The 22227-nt window shown below is 50.6% G+C and carries 20 protein-coding genes and 1 other annotated feature; of the genes, 5 read left to right on the forward strand and 15 right to left on the reverse strand.

What is annotated here, in order from left to right:
- Positions 1-37 precede the first annotated feature (37 nt).
- Both iadA and WMO29_RS10265 read right to left on the reverse strand, forming a co-directional pair.
- The gene (gene iadA, locus WMO29_RS10260; protein ID WP_349164708.1) at positions 38-1174 is read right to left on the reverse strand and encodes a beta-aspartyl-peptidase; all 1137 of its coding nucleotides are present in this window, start codon (positions 1172-1174) and stop codon (positions 38-40) included.
- Between the two features lie 84 nt (positions 1175-1258).
- The gene (locus tag WMO29_RS10265) at positions 1259-2584 is read right to left on the reverse strand and encodes an MATE family efflux transporter (protein ID WP_349164776.1); all 1326 of its coding nucleotides are present in this window, start codon (positions 2582-2584) and stop codon (positions 1259-1261) included.
- Positions 2585-2854: 270 nt separating this feature from the next.
- On the opposite strand from WMO29_RS10265, the gene fliB reads away from it, so the two are divergent.
- Both fliB and WMO29_RS10275 read left to right on the forward strand, forming a co-directional pair.
- Positions 2855-4027, forward strand: coding sequence for a flagellin lysine-N-methylase (gene fliB / locus WMO29_RS10270; RefSeq protein ID WP_349164709.1), 1173 nt, complete (start codon positions 2855-2857; stop codon positions 4025-4027).
- A gap of 112 nt (positions 4028-4139) precedes the next feature.
- A complete protein-coding gene (locus WMO29_RS10275; protein ID WP_349164710.1) occupies positions 4140-4370 on the forward strand; it encodes a hypothetical protein in 231 nt (76 codons plus the stop codon).
- A 168-nt stretch (positions 4371-4538) separates the two neighbouring features.
- Here WMO29_RS10275 and rpoC read toward each other — a convergent pair whose 3' ends face one another.
- From rpoC to rpmG, 9 genes are all read right to left on the reverse strand, one after another.
- Complete coding sequence (gene rpoC, locus WMO29_RS10280) at positions 4539-8219, reverse strand: DNA-directed RNA polymerase subunit beta' (protein WP_349164711.1); 3681 nt, start codon at positions 8217-8219, stop codon at positions 4539-4541.
- 17 nt (positions 8220-8236) lie between these two features.
- Positions 8237-12163 (reverse strand): DNA-directed RNA polymerase subunit beta, encoded by a 3927-nt coding sequence (gene rpoB, locus WMO29_RS10285; RefSeq protein ID WP_349164712.1) that lies wholly within the window; start codon positions 12161-12163, stop codon positions 8237-8239.
- A 300-nt stretch (positions 12164-12463) separates the two neighbouring features.
- Positions 12464-12838 (reverse strand): 50S ribosomal protein L7/L12, encoded by a 375-nt coding sequence (gene rplL / locus WMO29_RS10290; protein ID WP_178039321.1) that lies wholly within the window; start codon positions 12836-12838, stop codon positions 12464-12466.
- Positions 12839-12996: 158 nt separating this feature from the next.
- A complete protein-coding gene (rplJ, locus tag WMO29_RS10295; RefSeq protein WP_178039322.1) occupies positions 12997-13488 on the reverse strand; it encodes a 50S ribosomal protein L10 in 492 nt (163 codons plus the stop codon).
- 71 nt (positions 13489-13559) lie between these two features.
- Positions 13560-13700: a sequence feature (ribosomal protein L10 leader region), on the reverse strand.
- 44 nt (positions 13701-13744) lie between these two features.
- A complete protein-coding gene (gene rplA / locus WMO29_RS10300) occupies positions 13745-14437 on the reverse strand; it encodes a 50S ribosomal protein L1 (RefSeq protein WP_158361835.1) in 693 nt (230 codons plus the stop codon).
- A 78-nt stretch (positions 14438-14515) separates the two neighbouring features.
- A complete protein-coding gene (gene rplK / locus WMO29_RS10305) occupies positions 14516-14941 on the reverse strand; it encodes a 50S ribosomal protein L11 (RefSeq protein ID WP_178039324.1) in 426 nt (141 codons plus the stop codon).
- A gap of 92 nt (positions 14942-15033) precedes the next feature.
- Positions 15034-15549: a transcription termination/antitermination protein NusG gene (nusG, locus tag WMO29_RS10310; RefSeq protein ID WP_178039325.1), complete on the reverse strand. Its 516-nt coding sequence runs from the start codon at positions 15547-15549 to the stop codon at positions 15034-15036.
- A 10-nt stretch (positions 15550-15559) separates the two neighbouring features.
- Positions 15560-15781 (reverse strand): preprotein translocase subunit SecE, encoded by a 222-nt coding sequence (secE, locus tag WMO29_RS10315; RefSeq protein ID WP_178039326.1) that lies wholly within the window; start codon positions 15779-15781, stop codon positions 15560-15562.
- A 24-nt stretch (positions 15782-15805) separates the two neighbouring features.
- The gene (gene rpmG, locus WMO29_RS10320; RefSeq protein ID WP_158361839.1) at positions 15806-15955 is read right to left on the reverse strand and encodes a 50S ribosomal protein L33; all 150 of its coding nucleotides are present in this window, start codon (positions 15953-15955) and stop codon (positions 15806-15808) included.
- A gap of 318 nt (positions 15956-16273) precedes the next feature.
- Between rpmG and WMO29_RS10325 the strand changes: the two genes are divergently transcribed.
- Positions 16274-16660, forward strand: a complete 387-nt coding sequence (locus tag WMO29_RS10325) for a metal-dependent transcriptional regulator (protein WP_349164713.1) — start codon at positions 16274-16276, stop codon at positions 16658-16660.
- 91 nt (positions 16661-16751) lie between these two features.
- Here the strand turns inward: WMO29_RS10325 and WMO29_RS10330 are convergent, their stop codons facing one another.
- On the reverse strand, positions 16752-17984 hold the full coding sequence (locus WMO29_RS10330; RefSeq protein ID WP_349164714.1) for a DUF2130 domain-containing protein: 1233 nt from the start codon (positions 17982-17984) through the stop codon (positions 16752-16754).
- Positions 17985-18132: 148 nt separating this feature from the next.
- Positions 18133-18948 (reverse strand): ATP-dependent sacrificial sulfur transferase LarE, encoded by an 816-nt coding sequence (gene larE / locus WMO29_RS10335; protein WP_349164715.1) that lies wholly within the window; start codon positions 18946-18948, stop codon positions 18133-18135.
- A 340-nt stretch (positions 18949-19288) separates the two neighbouring features.
- On the opposite strand from larE, the gene WMO29_RS10340 reads away from it, so the two are divergent.
- On the forward strand, positions 19289-19495 hold the full coding sequence (locus tag WMO29_RS10340) for a cold-shock protein (RefSeq protein ID WP_178039330.1): 207 nt from the start codon (positions 19289-19291) through the stop codon (positions 19493-19495).
- A 92-nt stretch (positions 19496-19587) separates the two neighbouring features.
- Here WMO29_RS10340 and WMO29_RS10345 read toward each other — a convergent pair whose 3' ends face one another.
- Together WMO29_RS10345 and WMO29_RS10350 are read right to left on the reverse strand one after the other, a co-directional pair.
- Positions 19588-20355 carry a sigma-70 domain-containing protein gene (locus WMO29_RS10345; protein ID WP_349164716.1) on the reverse strand — a complete coding sequence of 256 codons (768 nt, stop codon included), beginning with the start codon at positions 20353-20355 and terminating at the stop codon, positions 19588-19590.
- Positions 20356-20754, reverse strand: coding sequence for a DUF3783 domain-containing protein (locus WMO29_RS10350; protein WP_178039332.1), 399 nt, complete (start codon positions 20752-20754; stop codon positions 20356-20358).
- Positions 20755-20894: 140 nt separating this feature from the next.
- Between WMO29_RS10350 and WMO29_RS10355 the strand changes: the two genes are divergently transcribed.
- Complete coding sequence (locus tag WMO29_RS10355) at positions 20895-22217, forward strand: sodium-dependent transporter (protein ID WP_349164717.1); 1323 nt, start codon at positions 20895-20897, stop codon at positions 22215-22217.
- The last annotated feature ends 10 nt before the right edge of the window (positions 22218-22227 follow it).

Raw genomic sequence — 22227 nt, forward strand, 5'->3', positions numbered from 1 at the left:
GCGGGGCTATCCCCCCGCTCTTTCTGCCTTCCTTCACCTATTCATAGGTTCCTTTTTTTACAACTTTTCCGTCTTTCATAAAGATCTCGCCGCCTGCCACAAAGGTATCCAGCGTCAAATCCGGTTCCCAAAGCAGAATATCCGCATCCGCGCCCGGTCGAATTACGCCCTTCTCCGGCAGCAGATCCAGTCCTTCCGCCACCTGGCTGGTAGCATAGGGAAGCGCCTCCTCCAATGGCATTCCAAGCGTCTTCACCATATACAAAATCTCTTTTCGAATCGCGTCCACGCCGGATACACCAATCTCCAGAAGTGTACCATCCTCCGCATAGTTGGACCAGCTTCCGTGCCCGTCAGAGCTGATGGTGATATGCTCTGTGGGAAGTCCGCGCTTCTTTGCCTCCAGAATACAGTCACCCGGAGTCGTATGCATACAACAGGTCAGATCCACATAACCGCCTTCCTCCAGCAGCTGATAGCCTTCCTCCAACAGTGCGTCATTGCGGTTTACATGAGTAGGGCGGAAGATCCGAACCGGAACGGAGCTTTCCCTGAGTGCCCGAAATACCGGCTTCAATCCCGCCTTGTCGTCACCCATATGCAGCGTCACCATGCCCGGCTTGCCACTGAGCATACCGGCCACTCTGGCCTTACTTGCAATCTGAATCAGTTCATCTTCTGTCACATTCGGCGCCCGGTGATCGGAAATCGCCAGTTTTACACCGAGCACTTCTTTCACAAATACGATATCCCGTTCGATTTCTCCCGTAATCGTCGGACTCGGATATCCGTAAGCGCCCGTCAGCATATAGGCGCTCACGCCCTCTTCACAGAGAGCTCTTGTTTTCGCATAGAGATTATCCACACTCCTTGTGATTCCATCGGTACCCAGAAGTCCTACCACCGTTGTGATACCGTTCTTCACCAGCTCTGAAAGCTGAAGCTCCGGCGTCCGCGTATGGAAGCTTCCTTCTCCTCCGCCTCCTGTAATGTGGACATGCTGATCGATAAGTCCCGGCGTAAGAAGCTTGCCTGCCGCATCCAACACCCGGCACTCCACCGGGAGTGCTCCGATCGTATCCTGAATCTGTTCAATCCTTCTGCCACAGATCAACACATCCTTTTTCCCGAGATATTCCGGAGCATAGACCTCTGCATTTTTCACCAATAACATGATCGTTTTCTCTTTTTCCCTTTTATTTTCCCTGTAACTTCTATCCAGTATATACGATAAAATCCGTCTTGTCTATCTTCCATCTTACATATAACGCTCCCGCTCCTGTTTTCGCACGATAAAGAAGCAGATCACCTGCATGGCAATCGTAATCAGCCAGGATCCCGGATAGGAAATAAATAGTACGAACAAGGACCGATGCAGCGGAAAGATCCCGTAGATCCAGACGATTCTGGTTCCAACCGTACCGATAATCGACAAAATCATCGGTACGCCCGACCGCCCCATACCGCGCATGGCGCCCGGGAACAGATCCATGATGCCGCACAGAAAATAGGGAATCGTTGTAATGGAAATAATTTCCATTCCAGCTTTGATAACATCCGGATCCTTTGTATAAATCTGTAAAATCTCCGGTCCGAATACATAAAAAATCGTTCCCAGTGTTCCCGCGAACACCACTGAGATAAGCGCGCAGTCAATCAACACCCGATCCATCCGTTTGAATTTCCCCACGCCATAATTCTGGCTGGTGAAACTCATACAGGCCTGAGTGACGGAATTCACCGACGCGTAGAGGAAGCCCAGCAGGTTGTTGGCCGCTGTGTAGCCCGCCATGGCTGTGGATCCGAAGGAGTTTACCGAGGACTGGAGCATGGCGTTGGAGAAATTAATGACCACGCTCTGGATGCCCGCCGGGATACCCACCTGGAAAATCTGCACCAGATAAGACACGTTCATCCGCAGCTTCGAAAACCTCAGCTGATAACTGCTCTCCGACCGATAGAGGCAGCGCAGCACCAGAATGCAGGAAATAAGCTGGGACACTACCGTCGCAATAGCTACTCCCTCCACAGCCATGTGGAATTTTACCACCAGAATCACATTCAACACCGCATTGGCGACACCTGCCACAATCAGGAACAGCAAAGGCCGCCTGGTATCTCCCACGGCACGTAAGATCGCCGCACCATAATTATACAGCATAAAAAATGGCATGCCCAGAAAATAAATCCGCATGTAGAGCGTAGATAAATCAATCACATCATCAGGCGTCGCCATCACTTCCAGCGCCCACCGGGCCATTCCCACGCCCACAAATGCCATGGCCACACCGCTGAGCAGCGCCACCAAAATGGATGTATGAACCGTCTCCGACATCTCCCGGTCCCGACCCGCCGCGTAGAACCGGGCCGCCAGCACATTGGCTCCCAGAGAAATGCCGATAAATAGGTTCGTGAAAATTGCGATCAGCGCCGTGGTAGATCCCACCGCCGCCAGAGACTGGCTTCCGCTGTACTGCCCCACCACGATAATATCCACCGCATTGAACATCAGCTGCAGCACACCGGAAATCATCAGCGGCACCGCGAACACGATCAGCTTGTCCATCAGGGTGCCGTTGCACATGTCGATTTCGTATTTATTCTTTTTCACTTTTATCTCTCCCGTTGCTTTTCTGTCTTTTCTTAAAGCCCTTCTTATCTGTTATGTTACACAGATTTTTGGGGAAATGCAATATCTCATTCACAGAAAAACTGACGTTCATCATCTCACGCTTCGATGCAGCCTCTATCTGCTCAGGAACTGCTTGTATTCGCTTTCTGTTTATGATAGCATTGATCCTGAGTTTTGCCGGAAGGAACCGGTGAGCCATCCATTTATCTGGGAGAATTTTCTATGAAACGATTATGTCCTGATTACTATGAACATTTTACCTGCATCGCCGGAGCCTGTCCCATTACCTGCTGTCAGGAATGGAAAATCGCTGTGGATGACGACACCGCCAGGCGCTGGAAGAAGCTGGCTCCCCCGGCTGATGTGGAGGAACAGAAGAAAAATCTGAATGCTTATACTATACACAAAGACGGCGAACGGGTCATCGGACTGACCCCGGAACACAAATGTCCGTTTTTAAATTCAGATAAGTTATGTAAACTTGTATGCACCTATGATGACACAGTACTTTCCAGGACCTGCCAGGATTTTCCCCGGGAGATTCTGAAGTTCCGCACCCATGAAGAAGAGAGCCTGATGGCTGCCTGTCCGGCGGTGTTGGATATCTGGCGGGAAATGGATGGGCTTACCTTTCCGGAGCCGATGCCGGAAGAGCTGCCCTCCGAACGAACCCGACTTCTGTTCCGTCTGCGTTCAGAGAGCATCCGTCTGCTGGATTTAAGCCACCGGGCGCCGGAAAAGGATACCCCGGAGCAGGCCCTGCTGGAGCTCTCCTATATCCTTCAGGAACTGAACCGGATTGATACTCTGGACGACGCCCATATCACCGAATACTTTTCCGATAGTTCCCGCGCACAACTCCGCGACGCCATCTCCAATATCGATCTGCCGCCCCTGGACACCCTGGACGAGTGCAACGAGCTTTTACAGGATCTGGCCGTGAATTACCGGAAGGAAGGCCTGTATTCCGGCTATCTGGAACCGATTATCCGGCTGACAGAGGAACTTTCCGAAGGCTGCGACGAAGAAGAACTGCTCCGTGACTGGGACGCATTCCGACAGGATTTCACCGCCTGGCGCCCCTTATTGTTCCATTACCTGGAAAATGAGCTCTACTCCGGTTTCCTGCTCCCCGGCAGCGACCTCACGCTCACGACACTGCTTCTCCATCTGGAATGGATCGTCCTGACCTATGCCGTCATCCGCCACAGCCTGTTCCTGGCCTGGCTTCAGGGTGGCAGGCAGCCACTTTCCTACGAGACGGTCCGAAGCTACATCGTCATCCTGAACCGTATGACCGGCTACAATGAAGAAGACATTTTCGAATACCTGGAAAACAGCTTTGAAGATCCCCTCTGGGACTGGGGCTATTTCGCCCTGATCCTCGGCCATTAAGCTTTGTAAGCCTTCTCTGATTTTTTTCGGAAGCTTTACAATCTCTTTACACAAATACACCTGAAACCTAACAAACACCTCCTATACTGTCAACTATAGAGAGGTGTTTATTATGAGAACAAAATCTACGATTGAAAAAGTTATGCATCTGATTACCTTTGCAGGCATTGTCACAGCAAATGTATCTTCCATCCTGTTCGGCGTTCATGTAATGCATCCGGCTTTCCTGGCAGGTGTGCTCATCGCAGTTATCGGCGTCAACGGCGTACTGCTTTTGAAGCATCCGTCCTTCCAGATACATCATATTTCCGAGAATTCCAACTGGATTCATTATGTAGACTGACATCCTGCCCGGGAAATAATTCCAAACATTCTCGCATCCCCCGTTTTTCCACTGGCTCCAGTGGGAAACCGGGCGGGTGCGTTTTTTATTGCATTTAAAAAAACTGCTGTCCCACATTTTCGTGAAACAGCAGTTTTCTAATGCATCCTTTATCTCTGATACAGGCTCTTATAACTCAACCGGCTCCTCGGTCTCCTCTGCCTCTACAGCAGCCTCATCCTCAGCTCCGTCCTCAGTCAGCTCCAGACTTTCATCCAGATCGATGTCCTCGTCGAAGTCCAGCTCAGCCTCTTCGTCCATATCGGTATCCAGTTTTACATTCTGATAACGCTTCATACCGGTTCCGGCAGGAATCAGCTTACCGATCAGTACATTCTCCTTCAGACCAATCAGCGGGTCAACCTTACCCTTGATAGCAGCCTCGGTCAGAACCTTGGTGGTCTCCTGGAAGGATGCAGCGGACAGGAAGGAGTTGGTAGCCAGAGATGCCTTGGTGATACCAAGCATAATCTGCTTTCCTTCTGCGGGCTGCTTGCCCTCTGCGAGCAGACGCTCGTTGGCATCCTCGAACTCCAGAATATCTACCAGAGTACCCGGCAGGAAATCGGAATCTCCGTTGTCCTCGATACGAATCTTCTTCAGCATCTGGTGTACCAGCATCTCGATATGCTTGTCGGCAATTTCTACACCCTGCAGACGATATACACGCTGAACCTCGCGGATCATGTAATCCTGTACGGCACGTACGCCTTTGATCTTCAGGATATCGTGGGGGTTCACGCTACCTTCCGTCAGCTCGTCGCCGGCCTCCAGTACCTGGCCGTCCTGTACCTTGATACGGGAGCCGTAGGGAATCAGGTATACCTTGGACTCGCCGTCCTCGCCTGTCACCTGAATCTCGCGCTTCTTCTTGGTATCCAGAATGGTAACGGTTCCGGCAATCTCAGTGATGATTGCAAGTCCCTTCGGCTTTCTGGCCTCAAAAAGCTCCTCGACACGGGGAAGACCCTGTGTGATATCTCCACCTGCGACACCGCCGCTGTGGAAGGTTCTCATGGTCAGCTGTGTACCCGGCTCACCGATAGACTGAGCAGCGATGATACCAACTGCCTCACCTACCTGTACAGCTTCGCCGGTTGCCATGTTCGCGCCGTAGCACTTCGCGCACACACCGATGTGTGATTTACAGGTCAGAATGGTACGGATCTTCAGGCTGTCAATGGGGTTGCCGTCCTTATCCACGCCATTTTTCATAATAGCGGCTGCACGTCTCGGGGTAATCATATGATTTGCCTTGACGATGACATTGCCGTCCTTGTCGTATACAGTCTCACAGGCGAAACGTCCGGTAATACGATCCTGCAGGCTCTCGATCTCTTCCTTGCCGTCCATAAAGGCCTTTACTACCATGCCCGGGATTTCACCCTTGCCCTCGCAGCAGTCAACCTCACGGACAATCAAATCCTGAGATACGTCTACCATTCGACGGGTCAGGTAACCGGAGTCCGCGGTACGCAGAGCGGTATCGGACATACCCTTTCGAGCTCCATGCGCTGACATGAAGTACTCCAGAACGTCCAGACCCTCACGGAAGTTAGACTTGATAGGAAGCTCGATGGTGTGACCGGTGGTATCCGCCATCAGTCCACGCATACCGGCCAGCTGTTTGATCTGCTTATCGGAACCACGGGCTCCGGAGTCAGCCATCATGTAGATGTTGTTGTAACGATCCAGACCGTCCAGCAGTGCCTTGGTCAGGATAGCGTCGGTATCCTTCCAGGTTTCAACAACTTCCTTATAACGCTCTTCCTCGGTAATCAAACCACGCTTGTAGTTACGTGTAATCTTATCTACGGTATCCTGTGCCTTCTTGATCAGCTCCGGCTTCTCAGGCGGCACGGTCATATCGGAAATGGATACGGTCATAGCCGCACGGGTGGAATACTTGTATCCCATCGCCTTGATATCGTCCAGTACCTCTGCGGTTCTGGTGGCTCCGTGGGTATTGATAACCTTCTCCAGAATCTGCTTCAGACCCTTCTTGCCTACGTGGAAATCAACCTCCAGTACCAGCTCATTGCCCGGAACAGTACGATCTACAAAGCCCAGATCCTGCGGCAGAATCTCGTTGAAGAGGAAACGGCCCAGCGTGGACTCTACGATACCGGTCATCTCAGTTCCGTCAGCCAGGGTTCTGGTTACGCGGACCTTGATTCTGGACTGCAGACGGATGACTTTATTCTCATAAGCCAGGATGGCTTCGTTCAGGTTCTTGAAGAACTTGCCTTCGCCTTCACTTCCCGGACGCTCCTGGGTCAGGTAATAGATACCAAGGACCATATCCTGGGACGGTACGGCTACGGGACCGCCGTCAGACGGCTTCAGCAGGTTATTCGGGGAGAGCAGCAGGAAACGGCACTCCGCCTGCGCCTCTACGGACAGGGGAAGGTGCACTGCCATCTGGTCTCCGTCGAAGTCCGCGTTGAACGCGGTACAAACCAGCGGATGCAGCTTGATAGCCTTACCTTCTACCAGAATCGGCTCGAAGGCCTGGATACCAAGACGATGCAGGGTAGGAGCACGGTTCAGCATAACCGGATGCTCTTTGATGACGTCTTCCAGTACATCCCATACCTCCGGCTGTACCTGACGCTCTACCATTTTCTTAGCGCTCTTGATATTATGCGCGGTACCGTTCTGTACCAGTTCCTTCATAACGAAGGGTTTGAACAGTTCGATGGCCATCTCCTTCGGAAGACCGCACTGATAAATCTTCAGCTCCGGACCTACGACGATAACGGAACGTCCGGAATAGTCAACACGCTTACCCAGCAGGTTCTGACGGAAACGTCCGGACTTACCTTTCAGCATGTCAGACAGAGACTTCAGGGCTCTGTTGCCCGGGCCGGTGACAGGACGGCCACGACGTCCGTTATCGATCAAGGCGTCTACAGCCTCCTGCAGCATACGCTTCTCGTTGCGGACGATAATATCCGGCGCACCTAACTCAAGAAGGCGGGTCAGTCGGTTATTTCTGTTGATAATTCTGCGGTACAGGTCGTTCAGGTCAGAGGTAGCGAAACGTCCACCATCCAGCTGTACCATGGGTCGCAGATCGGGCGGAATAACCGGAACCGCATCCAGAATCATCCACTCCGGCTTATTACCGGACTCGCGGAAGGCCTCTACGACCTCCAGACGCTTGATGATACGGGCACGCTTCTGTCCGCTGGCATCCTTCAGGCCTGCCTTCAGTTCCACAGACTCCTTTTCCAGATCGATGGCCTGCAGAAGCTCCTTTACGGACTCTGCGCCCATACCTACGCGGAAGCGGCTGCCATACTTCTCGCGCATATCCTGGTACTCCTTCTCAGACAATACCTGCTTGTACTGCAGCTCGGTATCGCCTGCGTCCAGTACGATGTAGGACGCAAAGTACAGAACCTTCTCCAATGTACGCGGAGACAGGTCAAGGATCAGTCCCATACGGCTGGGAATGCCCTTGAAGTACCAGATATGAGACACCGGAGCGGCCAGCTCGATGTGGCCCATACGCTCACGGCGGACGTTAGACTTTGTAACCTCTACTCCACAACGGTCGCAGACTACGCCTTTATAGCGAATCTTTTTGTACTTTCCGCAGTGGCACTCCCAGTCCTTGCTGGGTCCGAAGATTCGTTCACAGAATAAGCCGTCTTTTTCCGGTTTCAGGGTTCTGTAATTGATGGTTTCAGGCTTTTTAACCTCGCCTCTGGACCACTCCCGGATCTTCTCCGGGGACGCAAGTCCGATACGAATCGCGTCAAATGTCATCGGCTGGTATACAGCCTGATTCGTTGTTTCTGGCATGAATGGCACTCCCTTCCTTATTCTTCTTCAAAATCTCCGTCGAAATCAGAGAAATCCTCATCTGAATCGTCCGGCTCCTCCTCGATATCAACCAGTTCTCCGTCCTCGGCAAACTCCTGCTTGCTGAAGCCGTAATCGCCATAGGAATCCTCATCATCCTTGAAGCGGCGGTCTCCCTCGATGATGGAGCGGATATCGGTGCTGTCACCGTACTCGCTGGTCTCCATGATCTCGACCTCTGTATTGTCATCCCGCAGTACGCGAACATCCAGTCCCAGAGACTGAAGCTCTTTCAAAAGTACCTTGAATGACTCGGGAATACCCGGCTTCGGAATATTGTCGCCCTTGATAATGGCCTCGTAGGTCTTCACACGTCCGATAACGTCGTCAGACTTCATGGTCAGAATCTCCTGCAGGGTGTAAGATGCGCCATAGGCCTCCAGAGCCCACACCTCCATCTCTCCGAAACGCTGTCCACCGAACTGTGCCTTACCACCCAGCGGCTGCTGAGTAACCAGGGAGTACGGTCCTGTGGAACGGGCATGAATCTTATCATCTACCAGGTGATGCAGCTTCAGGTAATGCATGTGACCGATGGTTACAGCGCCGTCAAAGTACTCGCCTGTACGTCCGTCACGCAGCCGCACCTTACCGTCTCTGGAAATGGGAACACCCTTCCAGAGCTTTCTATGCTCACGGTTCTCATCCAGGTACTGTGTTACCTCCGGATGCAGTTCCTCGCCGTGAATGCCGAGGAAGGTCTCACCACTCCACGGTCTTCCGTCTGCTGTGGTCTCCTCGCCTCTTTCCTTCCATTCAGCCGCCTCTGCGTCATCAAACGGAAGGTTTACATAATCATTTGCCAGATCCAGTGTATCCATGATATCGCTCTCGTTCGCGCCGGAGAATACCGGTGTGGATACATTGAAGCCAAGGGCCTTGGCAGCCAGGCTTAAGTGAATCTCCAGGACCTGTCCGATATTCATACGGGACGGTACGCCCAGGGGGTTCAAAACGATATCCAGCGGACGTCCGTTCGGCAGGAACGGCATATCCTCTACCGGAAGTACACGGGAAACGACACCCTTATTACCGTGACGGCCTGCCATCTTATCTCCTACGGAGATCTTACGCTTCTGAGCAATGTAGATACGAACGGACTGATTTACACCCGGAGACAGCTCATCGCCGTTCTCTCTGGTAAATACCTTCGCGTCTACGACGATACCATACTCGCCGTGGGGTACCTTCAGGGAGGTATCACGCACCTCGCGGGCCTTCTCACCGAAGATGGCACGCAGCAGTCTCTCCTCTGCGGTCAGCTCAGTTTCTCCCTTGGGAGTAACCTTACCTACCAGAATATCGCCTGCGCGGACCTCAGCGCCGATACGGATAATTCCGCGCTCGTCCAGATCCTTCAGCGCGTCGTCGCCCACGCCCGGAACGTCTCTTGTGATCTCTTCCGGTCCCAGCTTGGTATCACGGGCCTCTGCCTCATATTCCTCGATATGAATAGAGGTGTATACATCATCCTCTACCAGACGCTCGCTAAGAAGTACGGCGTCCTCGTAGTTGTAACCTTCCCAGGTCATGAATCCGATCAGCGGATTCTTACCGAGAGCCAGCTCTCCGCCGGAGGTGGAAGGACCATCCGCAATTACGTCGCCCTTCTTTACCTTGTCGCCTTTGAATACAACCGGTCTCTGGTTGTAGCAGTTGCTCTGGTTGCTTCGGGAGAACTTGGTCAGACGGTATACATCCTTGGTTCCATCGTCACACTTGATGGTGATCTCATTGGATACGGAGCGCTCTACCACACCGTCATGCTTTGCTACCACACACACACCGGAGTCGACTGCGGTCTTAACTTCAATGCCCGTTCCGACTACCGGAGCCTCTGTGGTCAGAAGCGGTACGGCCTGACGCTGCATGTTGGATCCCATCAGCGCACGGTTCGCGTCATCGTTCTGCAGGAACGGAATCAACGCCGTAGCTACGGAGAATACCATTCGCGGAGACACGTCCATATAATCGAACATGGAGCGCTCGTACTCCTGGGTCTCCTCACGGTAACGACCGGATACATTCTTATGAATGAAGTGTCCCTCTTCGTCCAGCGGCTCATTTGCCTGTGCTACATGATAGTTATCCTCTTCGTCTGCGGTCATGTAGACTACTTCGTCTGTGACACGCGGATTCTTCGGATCTGCTTTATCAATCTTACGGTACGGAGTCTCAATAAATCCATACTCGTTAATTCTTGCATAGGATGCCAGAGAGTTGATCAGACCGATGTTCGGTCCCTCAGGGGTCTCGATGGGGCACATTCTTCCGTAATGGGAGTAATGTACGTCTCGAACCTCGAATCCCGCACGATCTCTGGACAGACCGCCCGGTCCCAGTGCGGACAGACGACGCTTATGTGTCAGCTCGCCCAGCGGGTTGTTCTGGTCCATGAACTGTGACAGCTGGGAAGATCCGAAGAACTCCTTCACTGCTGCAGTGACCGGCTTAATATTGATCAGGGACTGCGGTGTAATATTGTCCTGATCCTGTGTGGTCATACGCTCGCGTACGGTACGCTCCATTCTGGAGAGACCGATGCGGTACTGGTTCTGAAGCAGCTCGCCTACCGCACGGATACGACGATTGCCCAGATGGTCGATATCGTCCTCATTACCGATGCCATACTCCAGATGCAGGTTATAGTTAATGGAAGCAATAATGTCTTCCTTGGTAATATGCTTCGGAATCAGATCGTGGATCTCGCGCTTAACTGCTTCCTTGATATCCTCGATGCTTTCATTTTCTTCCAGTATCTTTTTCAGAGCCGGATAATATACTAATTCTGTAACACCCAGTTCTTCCGGATCCACGTCCACATAGTGGCGCAGGTCTACCATCATACTGGAAATGACACGTACGTCGCGCTCCTCGGTCTGAATCATGACGAACGGTACTGCCGCGTTCTGAATCTCGTCTGCCAGCTCGCGGGTTACCTCGGTACCGGCCTCAGCCAGGATCTCTCCGGTCTGTGTATCTACCACATCTTCCGCCAGTACATGACCTGTGATGCGGTTACGAAGCAGAAGCTTCTTATTAAACTTATAACGTCCAACCTTGGCCAGATCGTATCTTCTCGGATCGAAGAACATGCTCATGATCAGACTCTCTGCGCTGTCTACCGCCAGCGGCTCGCCCGGACGAATCTTCTTATACAGCTCCAGCAGACCCTCCTGGTAGCTTTCTGCGGTATCCTTGGCCAGAGTTGCCAGGATCTTCGGCTCCTCGCCGAACAGATCGATAATCTCCGGGTTTGTTCCATAACCCAGCGCACGAACCAGAACGGTTACCGGAACCTTTCTGGTTCGGTCTACACGTACATAAAATACATCGTTGGAATCTGTCTCATACTCCAGCCATGCACCACGGTTCGGGATAACGGTACAGGAGTAAAGGCCTTTTCCTAATTTATCATGATCAATCGCATAGTAAATTCCAGGGGAACGTACGAGCTGGCTGACGATAACACGTTCTGCGCCGTTGATCACGAATGTACCTGTCTCCGTCATCAGCGGCAGGTCACCCATGAAAATCTCGTGTTCATTGATTTCATCTGTCTCTTTATTATAAAGACGTACTTTTACCTTCAGGGGAGCTGCGTATGTCGCATCTCTTTCCTTGCATTCTTCGATGGTATATTTCAGCTCATCCTCACCGGTACAGAGCGTGAAGTCTACAAAATCCAGACTCAGATGTCCGCTGTAATCGGCGATGGGAGAGATGTCATCGAACACTTCTCGAAGACCTTCCCGAAGGAACCAATCATAGGAATCCTTCTGGACCTCAATGAGGTTCGGCATCTCCAGGACTTCTTTCTGCCTGGAATAGCTCATTCTGAAGTTCTTACCGGTTGCGACCGGACGTATTCTGTTCTTTTCCATTGACGTTCACCCCTTATTTAATATGGAAGTTAGCTACTATTTTCGTCATTTTGCACAAAAACGCAAAATGAATTCAGAGCCTAGCTCACCACAATAGTGCATCCTACATGATACCATAAAGAGGTATAGGTGTCAAGCTTTTTTTGTATGTTTTGGAGATTTTTTTCGAAAATGATTTTGAATAGATTTATGGATTTTGGTCAATATTTTTGTTGATATTTTTTACCGGCAATCCTGACCGCACAAGGTTAAAATAAGCCGGGCGGATTACTCCACCCGGCTCTATAAGTCTTCATAAACTTATTTCAGAGTTACAGTAGCTCCCTGCTCCTCAAGCTTAGCCTTCAGCTCATCAGCCTCTGCCTTGGAAACGCCCTCTTTCAGTACCTTCGGTGCGCCGTCTACCAGGTCCTTAGCTTCCTTCAGACCCAGACCAGTTACCTCACGAACAACCTTGATAACCTTAACCTTGGAATCTCCAGCGCTTGTCAGCTCTACGTCGAAGGAATCCTTCTCCTCAGCTGCTGCTGCGCCGTCGCCAGCTGCTGCTACAACAACACCTGCTGCTGCAGATACACCAAACTCTTCCTCACAAGCCTTTACCAGCTCGTTCAGCTCTAATACGGATAACTCTTTGATAGCGTCGATAAACTCAGCGGTAGTTAACTTTGCCATTTTATTTTCCTCCTGATTTTTCATTTTAAAATTCGTTTTTTGTTAGTGGAATCACCATGGTCACTAAATTCGCGCTGTGCCTTCGGCTTGCGCTCATTAAGTGTCCAAGTGGGCGTTCGTACTAAATTCGTGCTACGCACTCATTAAGTACTCACAGCCTATGCCTCCGCCTTGGACTCTGCGATCTGATTCAGAACGCGAGCAAAGTTTGTAATCGGAGACTGGATGCTGCCAAGCAGCTTGCCAAGAAGCTCTTCTCTTGACGGAACCTTTGCGATCTCAGCCATGCCAGCTGCGTCGTAGTATGTTCCCTCTACGATACCGCCCTTGATCTCAAGAGCCGGTGCCTCTTTGCCGAACTTAGCAAGGATACGTGCCGGAGCAGTTGCATCTGTCTTGGAGATAGCAATTGCGTTCGGGCCCTCCAGCTGCGGAGCAAGGCTCTCACAATCTGTTCCCTTGAATGCGAAGTTCATCATCGTATTCTTGTAAACCTTGTAGATAACTCCGTTATCTCTGAGCTCTTTACGAAGTCTTGTATCCTGCTCTACGGTCAGACCGCAGTACTGAACAAGAACAACGGACTGAGCACCTTCGATATTTGCAGAAATCTCTTCTACAACCGGTTTCTTCAGCTCGATTTTTGCCATGAGTGGTGTACCTCCTTATTAGTCTATGTGTTCACCAACCCGATATACGAAGGAATCGATTTTTGTCGAATTCCTGATACAAAAAACCTCTCTGCCGGGAAGACAGAGAGGTTTCGAAAAATCATTCAAAGTGAATGCATATCGTCCTCGGCAGGCGTATTCAACTTATGCCTTGCGGCACCTGCTGTCTTCGGGTCGTGTTACATGCTATGAAAGCATAGCATATCTTTTTATGAATGTCAACCAATTTTTTTGATTAACCAAGCTTTGCTGTGTTCAGTCTTACGCCCGGTCCCATGGTCGGAGCGATGGTTACGCTCTTCAGGTACTGGCCCTTTACAGCTGCCGGCTTAACCTTATTGATTGCATCGATCAGCGTCTGGAAGTTGTCCGCTAACTGCTCCTCTGTGAAGGAAGCCTTTCCAATCGGCACGTGGATAATGTTAGTCTTGTCCAGTCGATACTCAATCTTACCAGCTTTGATTTCCTGGATTGCCTTGGTAACGTCCATAGTTACAGTTCCGGCCTTCGGGTTCGGCATCAGACCCTTGGGTCCAAGTACACGTCCCAGACGTCCTACAACGCCCATCATGTCCGGGGTAGCTACAACTACGTCGAAATCAAGCCATCCTTCGTTCTGGATCTTCGGAACCAGTTCCTCTGCTCCAACGAAATCTGCACCTGCTGCCAGTGCCTCATCTGCCTTTGCGTTCTTTGCGAATACCAGCACACGTGCAGTCTTACCGGTTCCGTGCGGAAGTACAACAGCGCCACGGATCTGCTGATCTGCATGACGTCCGTCACAACCTGTACGGATGTGAGCCTCGATGGTCTCATCAAATTTTGCGGTAGCAAGCTTCTTTACGATAGCTACTGCCTCATCTCTATCATACTGAGTCTGTTTGTCGTAGAGCTTAGAAGCCTCAACATACTTCTTTCCATGTTTCATATTAAATAACCTCCTGGTGGTAATTGCGGGATTCAGGGTTTTCCCTCCCACGTACAACATTTGCTATAACAGTTTCGATTAGTCCTCAACAACGATGCCCATGCTGCGAGCGGTTCCTGCGATCATGCTCATCGCGGAATCAACGTTTGCTGCGTTCAGGTCCGGCATCTTAAGCTCAGCGATCTTCTGAAGCTCAGCCTTGCTGATGGTAGCAACCTTAGTCTTGTTCGGAACACCGGAACCGGACTGAATCTTGCATGCCTTCTTCAGCAGAACTGCTGCAGGCGGAGTCTTTGTGATGAAGCTGAAAGATCTGTCTGCGTAAACTGTGATAACAACCGGAATAATCATTCCGTCCTGATCTGCGGTTCTAGCATTGAACTGCTTTGTGAACTCTACGATGTTCACGCCGTGCTGTCCGAGAGCCGGACCTACAGGCGGAGCCGGTGTTGCCTTTCCAGCAGGAATCTGCAATTTAATATAACCTGTTACTTTCTTTGCCATTTTAGGCACCTCCTTGTGGTAATTGCGGGCATTTGGGTTTCTCCCTCCCACATGCTTCTACATTTGATAGTTTCGTGTTCTGATGTAATACCTTACATCTTTTTGATTTCTGAAAAGCTGATCTCGACCGGCGTTTCTCTGCCGAACAGATCCACGTTGATGGTTACGCACTGCTTACCCTGATTGATATCCTGGATAACTCCTACCGTGTCGGCCCATACGCCGCCTGTAACCGTAACGGTATCGCCTTCCTTGAAATCTACTACGACATTTTCAGACTGGATTCCGAGCGGCCGCATTTCCTCTTCTGTCAGAGGTACCGGTTTTGATCCCGGTCCGACAAAGCCGGTCACACCACGGGTATTGCGCACAACGTACCAGGTGTCGTCATTCATCACCATGTTAATCAGAACATAGCCCGGAAACATCTTCTTCTGAACCTGTTTTCTGGCACCGTTCTTCATCTCAACTACGTCCTGCAGCGGAACTCTCACTTCGAGAATCTGCTCCTCCAGGTGTCTGTTTTCAATTGTTTTCTCAATGTTGGCCTTAACCTTGTTCTCGTATCCGGAATAGGTATGAACTACATACCAGTTTGCCTCTGCCATTTTCTCACTCCTATAAACTAATCAGCATATCGATTCCATAAGACAGGATAATATCCAGAAGCTTAATTACAACTCCCAGGACAATCGATGTAAGCACTACGGCTACGGTCTGTCTTATCACGGTCTTTCTGTCCGGCCATACAATCTTGTTGTACTCGGCTTTCAGACCCTTGAACCAGCTTTTCTTCGGTTTATTGGTGCTCTTAGTGGCCTTTTCTGCTGCTTCGCTCATCGTCCCACTATCCTTTCCTGCATCTTATTTTGTTTCTTTGTGCAGTGTGTGCTTTCTGCAGAATCTGCAGTACTTGTTGGTCTCCATCCGATCCGGATGATTCTTTTTCTCTTTTGTCATGTTGTAGTTACGCTGTTTGCACTCCGTACATGCCAATGTGATCTTTACGCGCACGACTTCCACCTCCGCTTATTTTTTGCTTGCTGAACAGCCTCGATACGCATGCCGGCATATCTAAACTGTCGTTTTTTAGGCATAAAAAAAAGGCCTACTTCCATTCGCCCTGATATCATATCATGCCAACCCTAAGCATGTCAAGCATTTTCTTTGAAAATACGCCGGAATACGCCGGGAAACCACCTGATAAATCCTATCTTTTACATTCCGATTAAATGCTTGCCTTTCTTTCGGCAAAATGTTAAACTTTAAATATTATAAATACGTGAATTTCAGGAAATAAATCCTGAGTATGGAGAAGGAGATTACTACTATATGAATTATCAGCGGCATAAATCCGAGGAATCGGTAGAGGATTATCTGGAGACAATCCTTATCTTAAGCAGGCACAAAGCCCAGGTGCGTTCCATCGACGTGGCCAATGAGCTCGGCTATTCCAAGCCCAGCGTCAGCGTGGCCATGAAGAATCTACGCCAGAAGAACTATGTAAATGTTTCCGAGGAGGGCTATCTTTCCCTGACCGGAGAAGGCCTGAAGCTGGCGGCAACTGTGTATGAGCGCCATTCTGTCATTTCCAACTGGCTCATCAGCCTGGGCGTATCCCAGGATGTGGCTGTGGAAGACGCCTGCCGGATGGAGCACGATATCAGCGAGGAGAGCTTCGCGGCGATCAAGAAGTATCTGCAGGATGCGGAGAAATAATCTTATATAGAAAGAATTTTCAGGAAAACAAAACCGCTTCACAGGTCTGATTACCCGGGGAGCGGTTTTTGTGTTATGTCAACCGTTCAAATTATTCTGTTTCTTCTTTTTTTAATTCATCGAACATAGCCTTCACCGTAGGCGCATTTTTCGTCAGTCGCTTGATACTCAGATCCTCGGCCTTATTATTGGCCAGGCGCAGGTTATTTTCAGAGGAAAGCAGGGCTTCCTTCGTCTTCTGCAGATGGGTAATCGTCTTGTCAATCTCGTCGATAGCCGTCTTGAACTTATCGCTGGCAATGCGATAATTGCGGGCGAAGCCCTCCTTGAAGGTGTTCATATTCTCCTCAAAGCGCAGGATGTCTACCTGCTGATGACGGGCCAGCTCCAGTTCCCGGCGGTACTGGAGGGAGTTCAGCGCCGCGTTTCGAAGCAGCGTAATCATGGGAATAAAAAACTGAGGGCGGATTACATACATTTTCTCATAGCGGTAGGATACGTCCACGATACCGTTGTTATAGAGTTCGTTGTCAATCTCCAGCAGGGAAACCAGCACGGCGTACTCGCACTTTTTCTCCCGGCGATCCTTGTCAAGCTCCTTTAAGAAATCCTCATTCCTGTGCTTGGTGGCCGTCTCATCCATCTCATTTTTCATCTCGAACATGATAGAAATGAATTCCACACCGTCCGCGGCTTCCCGGAAGATAAAGTCGCCCTTGCTGCCGGTGCGGGCGTCGTTGTCCTTTTCAAAATAAGCATTCGGGAACGCGGTCATACGCAGGGCGTTAAACTGATTCAGACAGTGCTGCTCCAGGCTTTCGCCGATCATTTTCGTGGACTGGCGAGCCTTGAAATCCTTGTAGTATTCAATCTGCTCGTCCTTCATTTTCAGCTTTTCCTCGTACTGCTTCTGAAGAGCCTGCTCCTTCAGCTCATTTTCCGTGGCTTTGTTGGCAAGCTGGCTTTTCAGAGCGGTGATCTCGGTGGTTTTCTCCGAAAGCTCCCTGTCTTTTTCGCTTACGACCTCAGCTACAGCCAGCTTTTTCTCGGTCTCCGTACCGGAGATCTGAGCCCGCAGCTCGGCGATGAGACGGTCCAGCTTCTGAATCTCTGTCTCTTTCTTCGCTAAAGCAGCGTCGTATTCCTGCTTCTGTTCCAGCTTCAGGAGGCGCAGCTCGCTCTCCTGCTTTCCGGCCAGCTCCTCCTCTCGACGGCGCAGTTCTTTATCGAATTCTTTGTCCCGGACCTGCTGCACGATCTGAGCATAGCCGGATTCGTCCACCACGAAGACCTCGCCGCAGTTGGGACATTTAATTTCCTGCATGTTCCTGTTTCTCCTTTATTTAAAATCTTATCTCTATTTTCTCTTTTGCATGTTCCCATTTTAGCACAGATACTTCCGGCCTTCCAGCTTTAAAAACAGCAAAATTTAAGGGCATGGCTCACGCTGCCATGCCCAATCTTATGTAAACTCACTTTTCCAGCGCGTCATTCATACTTCCCATCCGGTATCCTGCCAGATCCATGGTCACGTACAGGAATCCGTACTCCTTCAGCTTCGCCACCACATCGGCGCGGGCCTTCTCTTCCATCAGCTTGTCGAACTGCTCCGGCAGCACCTCGATGCGGGCCAGATTGTCGTGAATACGGACGCGCACCTGACGGAAACCGTAATCCAGAAGCAGCTGCTCGGCCTTCTCTACCATGGCAAGCTTTTCTTTGGTAATGCTTTCGCCGTACACGAAACGGGACGCCAGACAGGCGAAGGACGGCTTATCCCAGGTGGGTAAATCCATATCTTTGGAAAGCTCGCGAATCTCTGCCTTCGTAAGCTCCGCTTTTCGCAGCGGGCTCTTGATATCCAGCTCGGCGATGGCCTGGAGTCCCGGGCGGTAGTCGCCATTGTCGTCCATATTAGAACCCTCTGCCACGTATGTAATACCGTTGTCTGCCGCCAGCTGCTTCATTTTCTCAAACAGCTCACGCTTGCACAGATAGCAGCGATTGGGCGGATTCTTGGAAAATCCGTCTATCTCAAGCTCCTCGGATTCGCAGATAATGTGGCGGATACCCTCTTTTTTGCAAAATGTCTTGGCCTCTGTCAGCTCTCTTTTCGGAAAGGAGCAGGACTGCGCCGTCACAGCAATGGCCTTGTCGCCCAGCACCTCATGGGCTGCCTTCAATAAGAAGGTGGAATCTACGCCGCCGGAAAAGGCCACGACCACACTTCCCAGCTCCCGCAGATAAGCCTTCAAATTTTCCAGTTTCTGTTCTGCTGTATTCTGCATGCTTTTACCCCCTGCATTTATCATCATTTTCATACCTCCACAGCCGTTTTCCGGACTGCGGTATTTTTATAAGCATACTATAGAATCCTCTTTTTTTCAATACTTAGTTTTTTAGTAGGAAATGCATGTTTCTTATGTGATTATACCAAATAATTCTTGACTTTCCGCCATTTTCAGGATATAATATCTACGTTCAAATGTATTTTCGAAGAGGATTGATTCACATGTTTTTGTAAGTCATCGTTCACTTTGATGCTTTACAAAAACATGTGATTTTTTGTTTTCGGACAACATGGGAACATACATTATATTTTCTATATTTATTAGGAGGCTTCATTTTATGAACAAGGGTACTGTTAAGTGGTTCAACGGAACAAAGGGATACGGCTTCATCACCAACTCTGAGACAGGCGAGGATGTATTCGTACATTTCACCGGCATCGTTGCTGATGGCTTCAAGACTCTGGAGGAAGGCCAGTCCGTTACTTTCGATGTAACCGAGGGTAATCGTGGACCGCAGGCTACCAACGTTGTCGTTGTAGCTTAAGCTGTTTCGATACAAAAGAAAAGACATCTTTCGGATCTAAAAACGGGCATTCCATCAGGGATGCCCATTTTTTGTCGCATAATATTGGATGATTATTTCTGCTCTTCTGTGCTTTCACCGTCGCCGGTTCCCTCTCCTGCCAGCTTCAACAGATCCTCGATCTCTTCCACAGGCATATCCATAAACGCGGACAGTTCTTCCACAGAGACCTGACGCTCCAGCTCGCCGGACAGCTCTTTGATACCGTCGCTGAGCTCATTTAAACGATCCGCAATCAGCTCGCCTGCGGATTTCTCCGTCTGCTGATCCTCCAGCGCTTCGCTGACTGCTTTTTCGATCTCTTCTTTCAGATAATCCAGAGCGGATACGCTCTCTTCCCGGAGTCCGAGAGTCTCCAGTGCCAGCATCAGACCGATATTGCCTTCCTGAATCAGGTCGCCGATGGGAAGTCCCCGGCCCGCGTAATGCTTTGCAGTCTCCACTACCCTCGGAAGCAGCTGTTCGGTGAGACGCGCCTTTGCGTCATTGTCTCCGCTCTCCTCCACTTCCCGGCAGAGCTCCAGTAATGCCTCTTCTTCCACTGTCTTCAGGTAACTCAAATCCTCCTCGTACTGAGTCAAAAAGGTCTGTTCCTCCTCAGAAAGCTCCGGCGTGCCCTCCTTTTGGTCCGCCGCAGGCACATAGCCCTCCACGGTAATCATTTTGGACGCCAGATAAGCAAATACCAGGTCATACTGCTCCTCGGTCAGATCCATATCCTTCAAAAACGTCTTTACTGCGTCGGTACTGAGACGGTTGTTATTGATTTTTGCCAGCTCGCCCAGATCCTCCAGACGCTTCTGAAATGCTTCTTTTTCCATTTATTTACTCTCCTTTTGTTCGGTCATCATTTCATGCTCTTTCCGGATTTCCTGATAAAGCTCATACAGGGGCCAGTCCGCATTGTGTTCTGTCACCATAGCCTTCATGGGAATCGGCGGCACCTTGGCCTTTCTAAGACCTCCAAGCAGCTCCTGCAGCCGACGCTGTCCAAAGCCATGCAGCACCAGAAGCTTTTCCGGAATCACCGGCGCATCCGTGGCTTTCTCCTGCTCCTCATATCCGGGCAGCCCGGCCAGCGCCCCCACCTTTTCGGCTGTCTGTTCCGGCGTGATGTTGCGAATCCGGATGCCCATGCGCACCAGTACGCCCTTTAAGAGCCGATCCGCGTCGGATTTCTCCGGTGTATAATAAAGCACAAGTTCTTTTGCGATTGCCATTGCGTTCTCCTTCTATAAAAAATCGTATTTCTATTGTAGCATGACGGGAAATGTCCTGCAAGTCCACCCGGAAAGAAGCTTCCCTGTTTTTCCAATTCATGTTATACTGGTTTTATCATTTATGAATGGGAGAAGTGTTCATGAAAAAACGGGAATCCTTTAACAGCCAGTGGGGCTTTATTCTGGCCTGCATCGGCTCTGCAGTGGGAATGGGCAATATCTGGATGTTTCCGACCAGAGTATCCTTATATGGGGGCGGTTCTTTTCTGATCCCCTATTTTATTTTCGTCATTTTAATCGGTTCCACCGGCGTCATCGGGGAAATGTGTCTGGGACGGGGTACCCGCTCCGGGCCCATCGATGCCTTCGGCATGGCCTGTGAGACAAAAGGAAGGCGGAAAATCGGCGAGACCCTTGGCTGGATTCCGGTTCTGGGCGCATTCGCTATGGCCATCGGCTATACCGTTGTCATGGGCTGGATTTTAAAATACATGGTTGGTACATTTACCGGGGCGACCCTGGCTGCCGGCGATATCGACGGTTTTGCCGCTAACTTTGGCAGCATGGCCTCTGCCTGGGGCAATAACTTCTGGCAGATTCTGGCGCTCCTGATCTGCATGATCATCCTGATGTTCGGTGTGGGAAGCGGTATCGAAAAGGCCAACAAGGTTATGATGCCGATCTTTTTCGTGCTGTTCATCATACTGGGCGTTTATGTGTCCTTTCAGCCGGGTTCCGCGGCAGGTTATCAGTATATTTTCCGCGTAGACCCAAAGGCACTGGCCAGCCCGACCACTTGGATTTTCGCCCTGGGGCAGGCATTTTTCTCCCTGTCCGTGGCCGGAAACGGTACGCTGATCTATGGATCGTATTTTTCGGATGAAGAGGATATTCCTGCTTCTGCCGGCCGGGTAGCTTTTTTTGATACCATGGCTGCCATGCTGGCTGCACTGGTCATTATCCCGGCTATGGCAACCACCGGCGCACAGCTCAACCAGGGCGGTCCGGGGCTTTTATTCATTTTCCTGCCCCATCTTATCCATTCCATGCCGGGCGGCTGGCTCATCGCGATTATTTTCTTCACCGCGGTATTTCTGGCCGGCATGACCTCGCTGATGAATCTCTACGAAGCCCCCATTGCCACAGTGCAGGAAAAGACCGGATTTTCCCGAATTCCGTCCTGCTGCATCATCGCCGGCATCGGCGCCGTGGTATCCCTGCTCATCCAGGGTATCGTCTCCAACTGGATGGACCTGCTGTCCATCTACATCTGCCCCCTGGGCGCAGGCCTGGCCGGAATCATGCTGTTCTGGGTGTTCGGAAAGCAGTATGTGGAAAATGAAGTCAACAAGGGTCGAAAGCACCCCTTTGCCAAATGGTTTTATCCGATCTGCAAATATCTCTATGTACCGATTTGTTTTCTGGTGCTGATCCTGGGAATCGTGCTGGGCGGAATTGGATGATTATTTTTCA

It is taken from the genome of Laedolimicola intestinihominis (assembly GCF_040096155.1).
Taxonomy (GTDB): Bacteria; Bacillota; Clostridia; order Lachnospirales; family Lachnospiraceae; genus Laedolimicola; species Laedolimicola intestinihominis.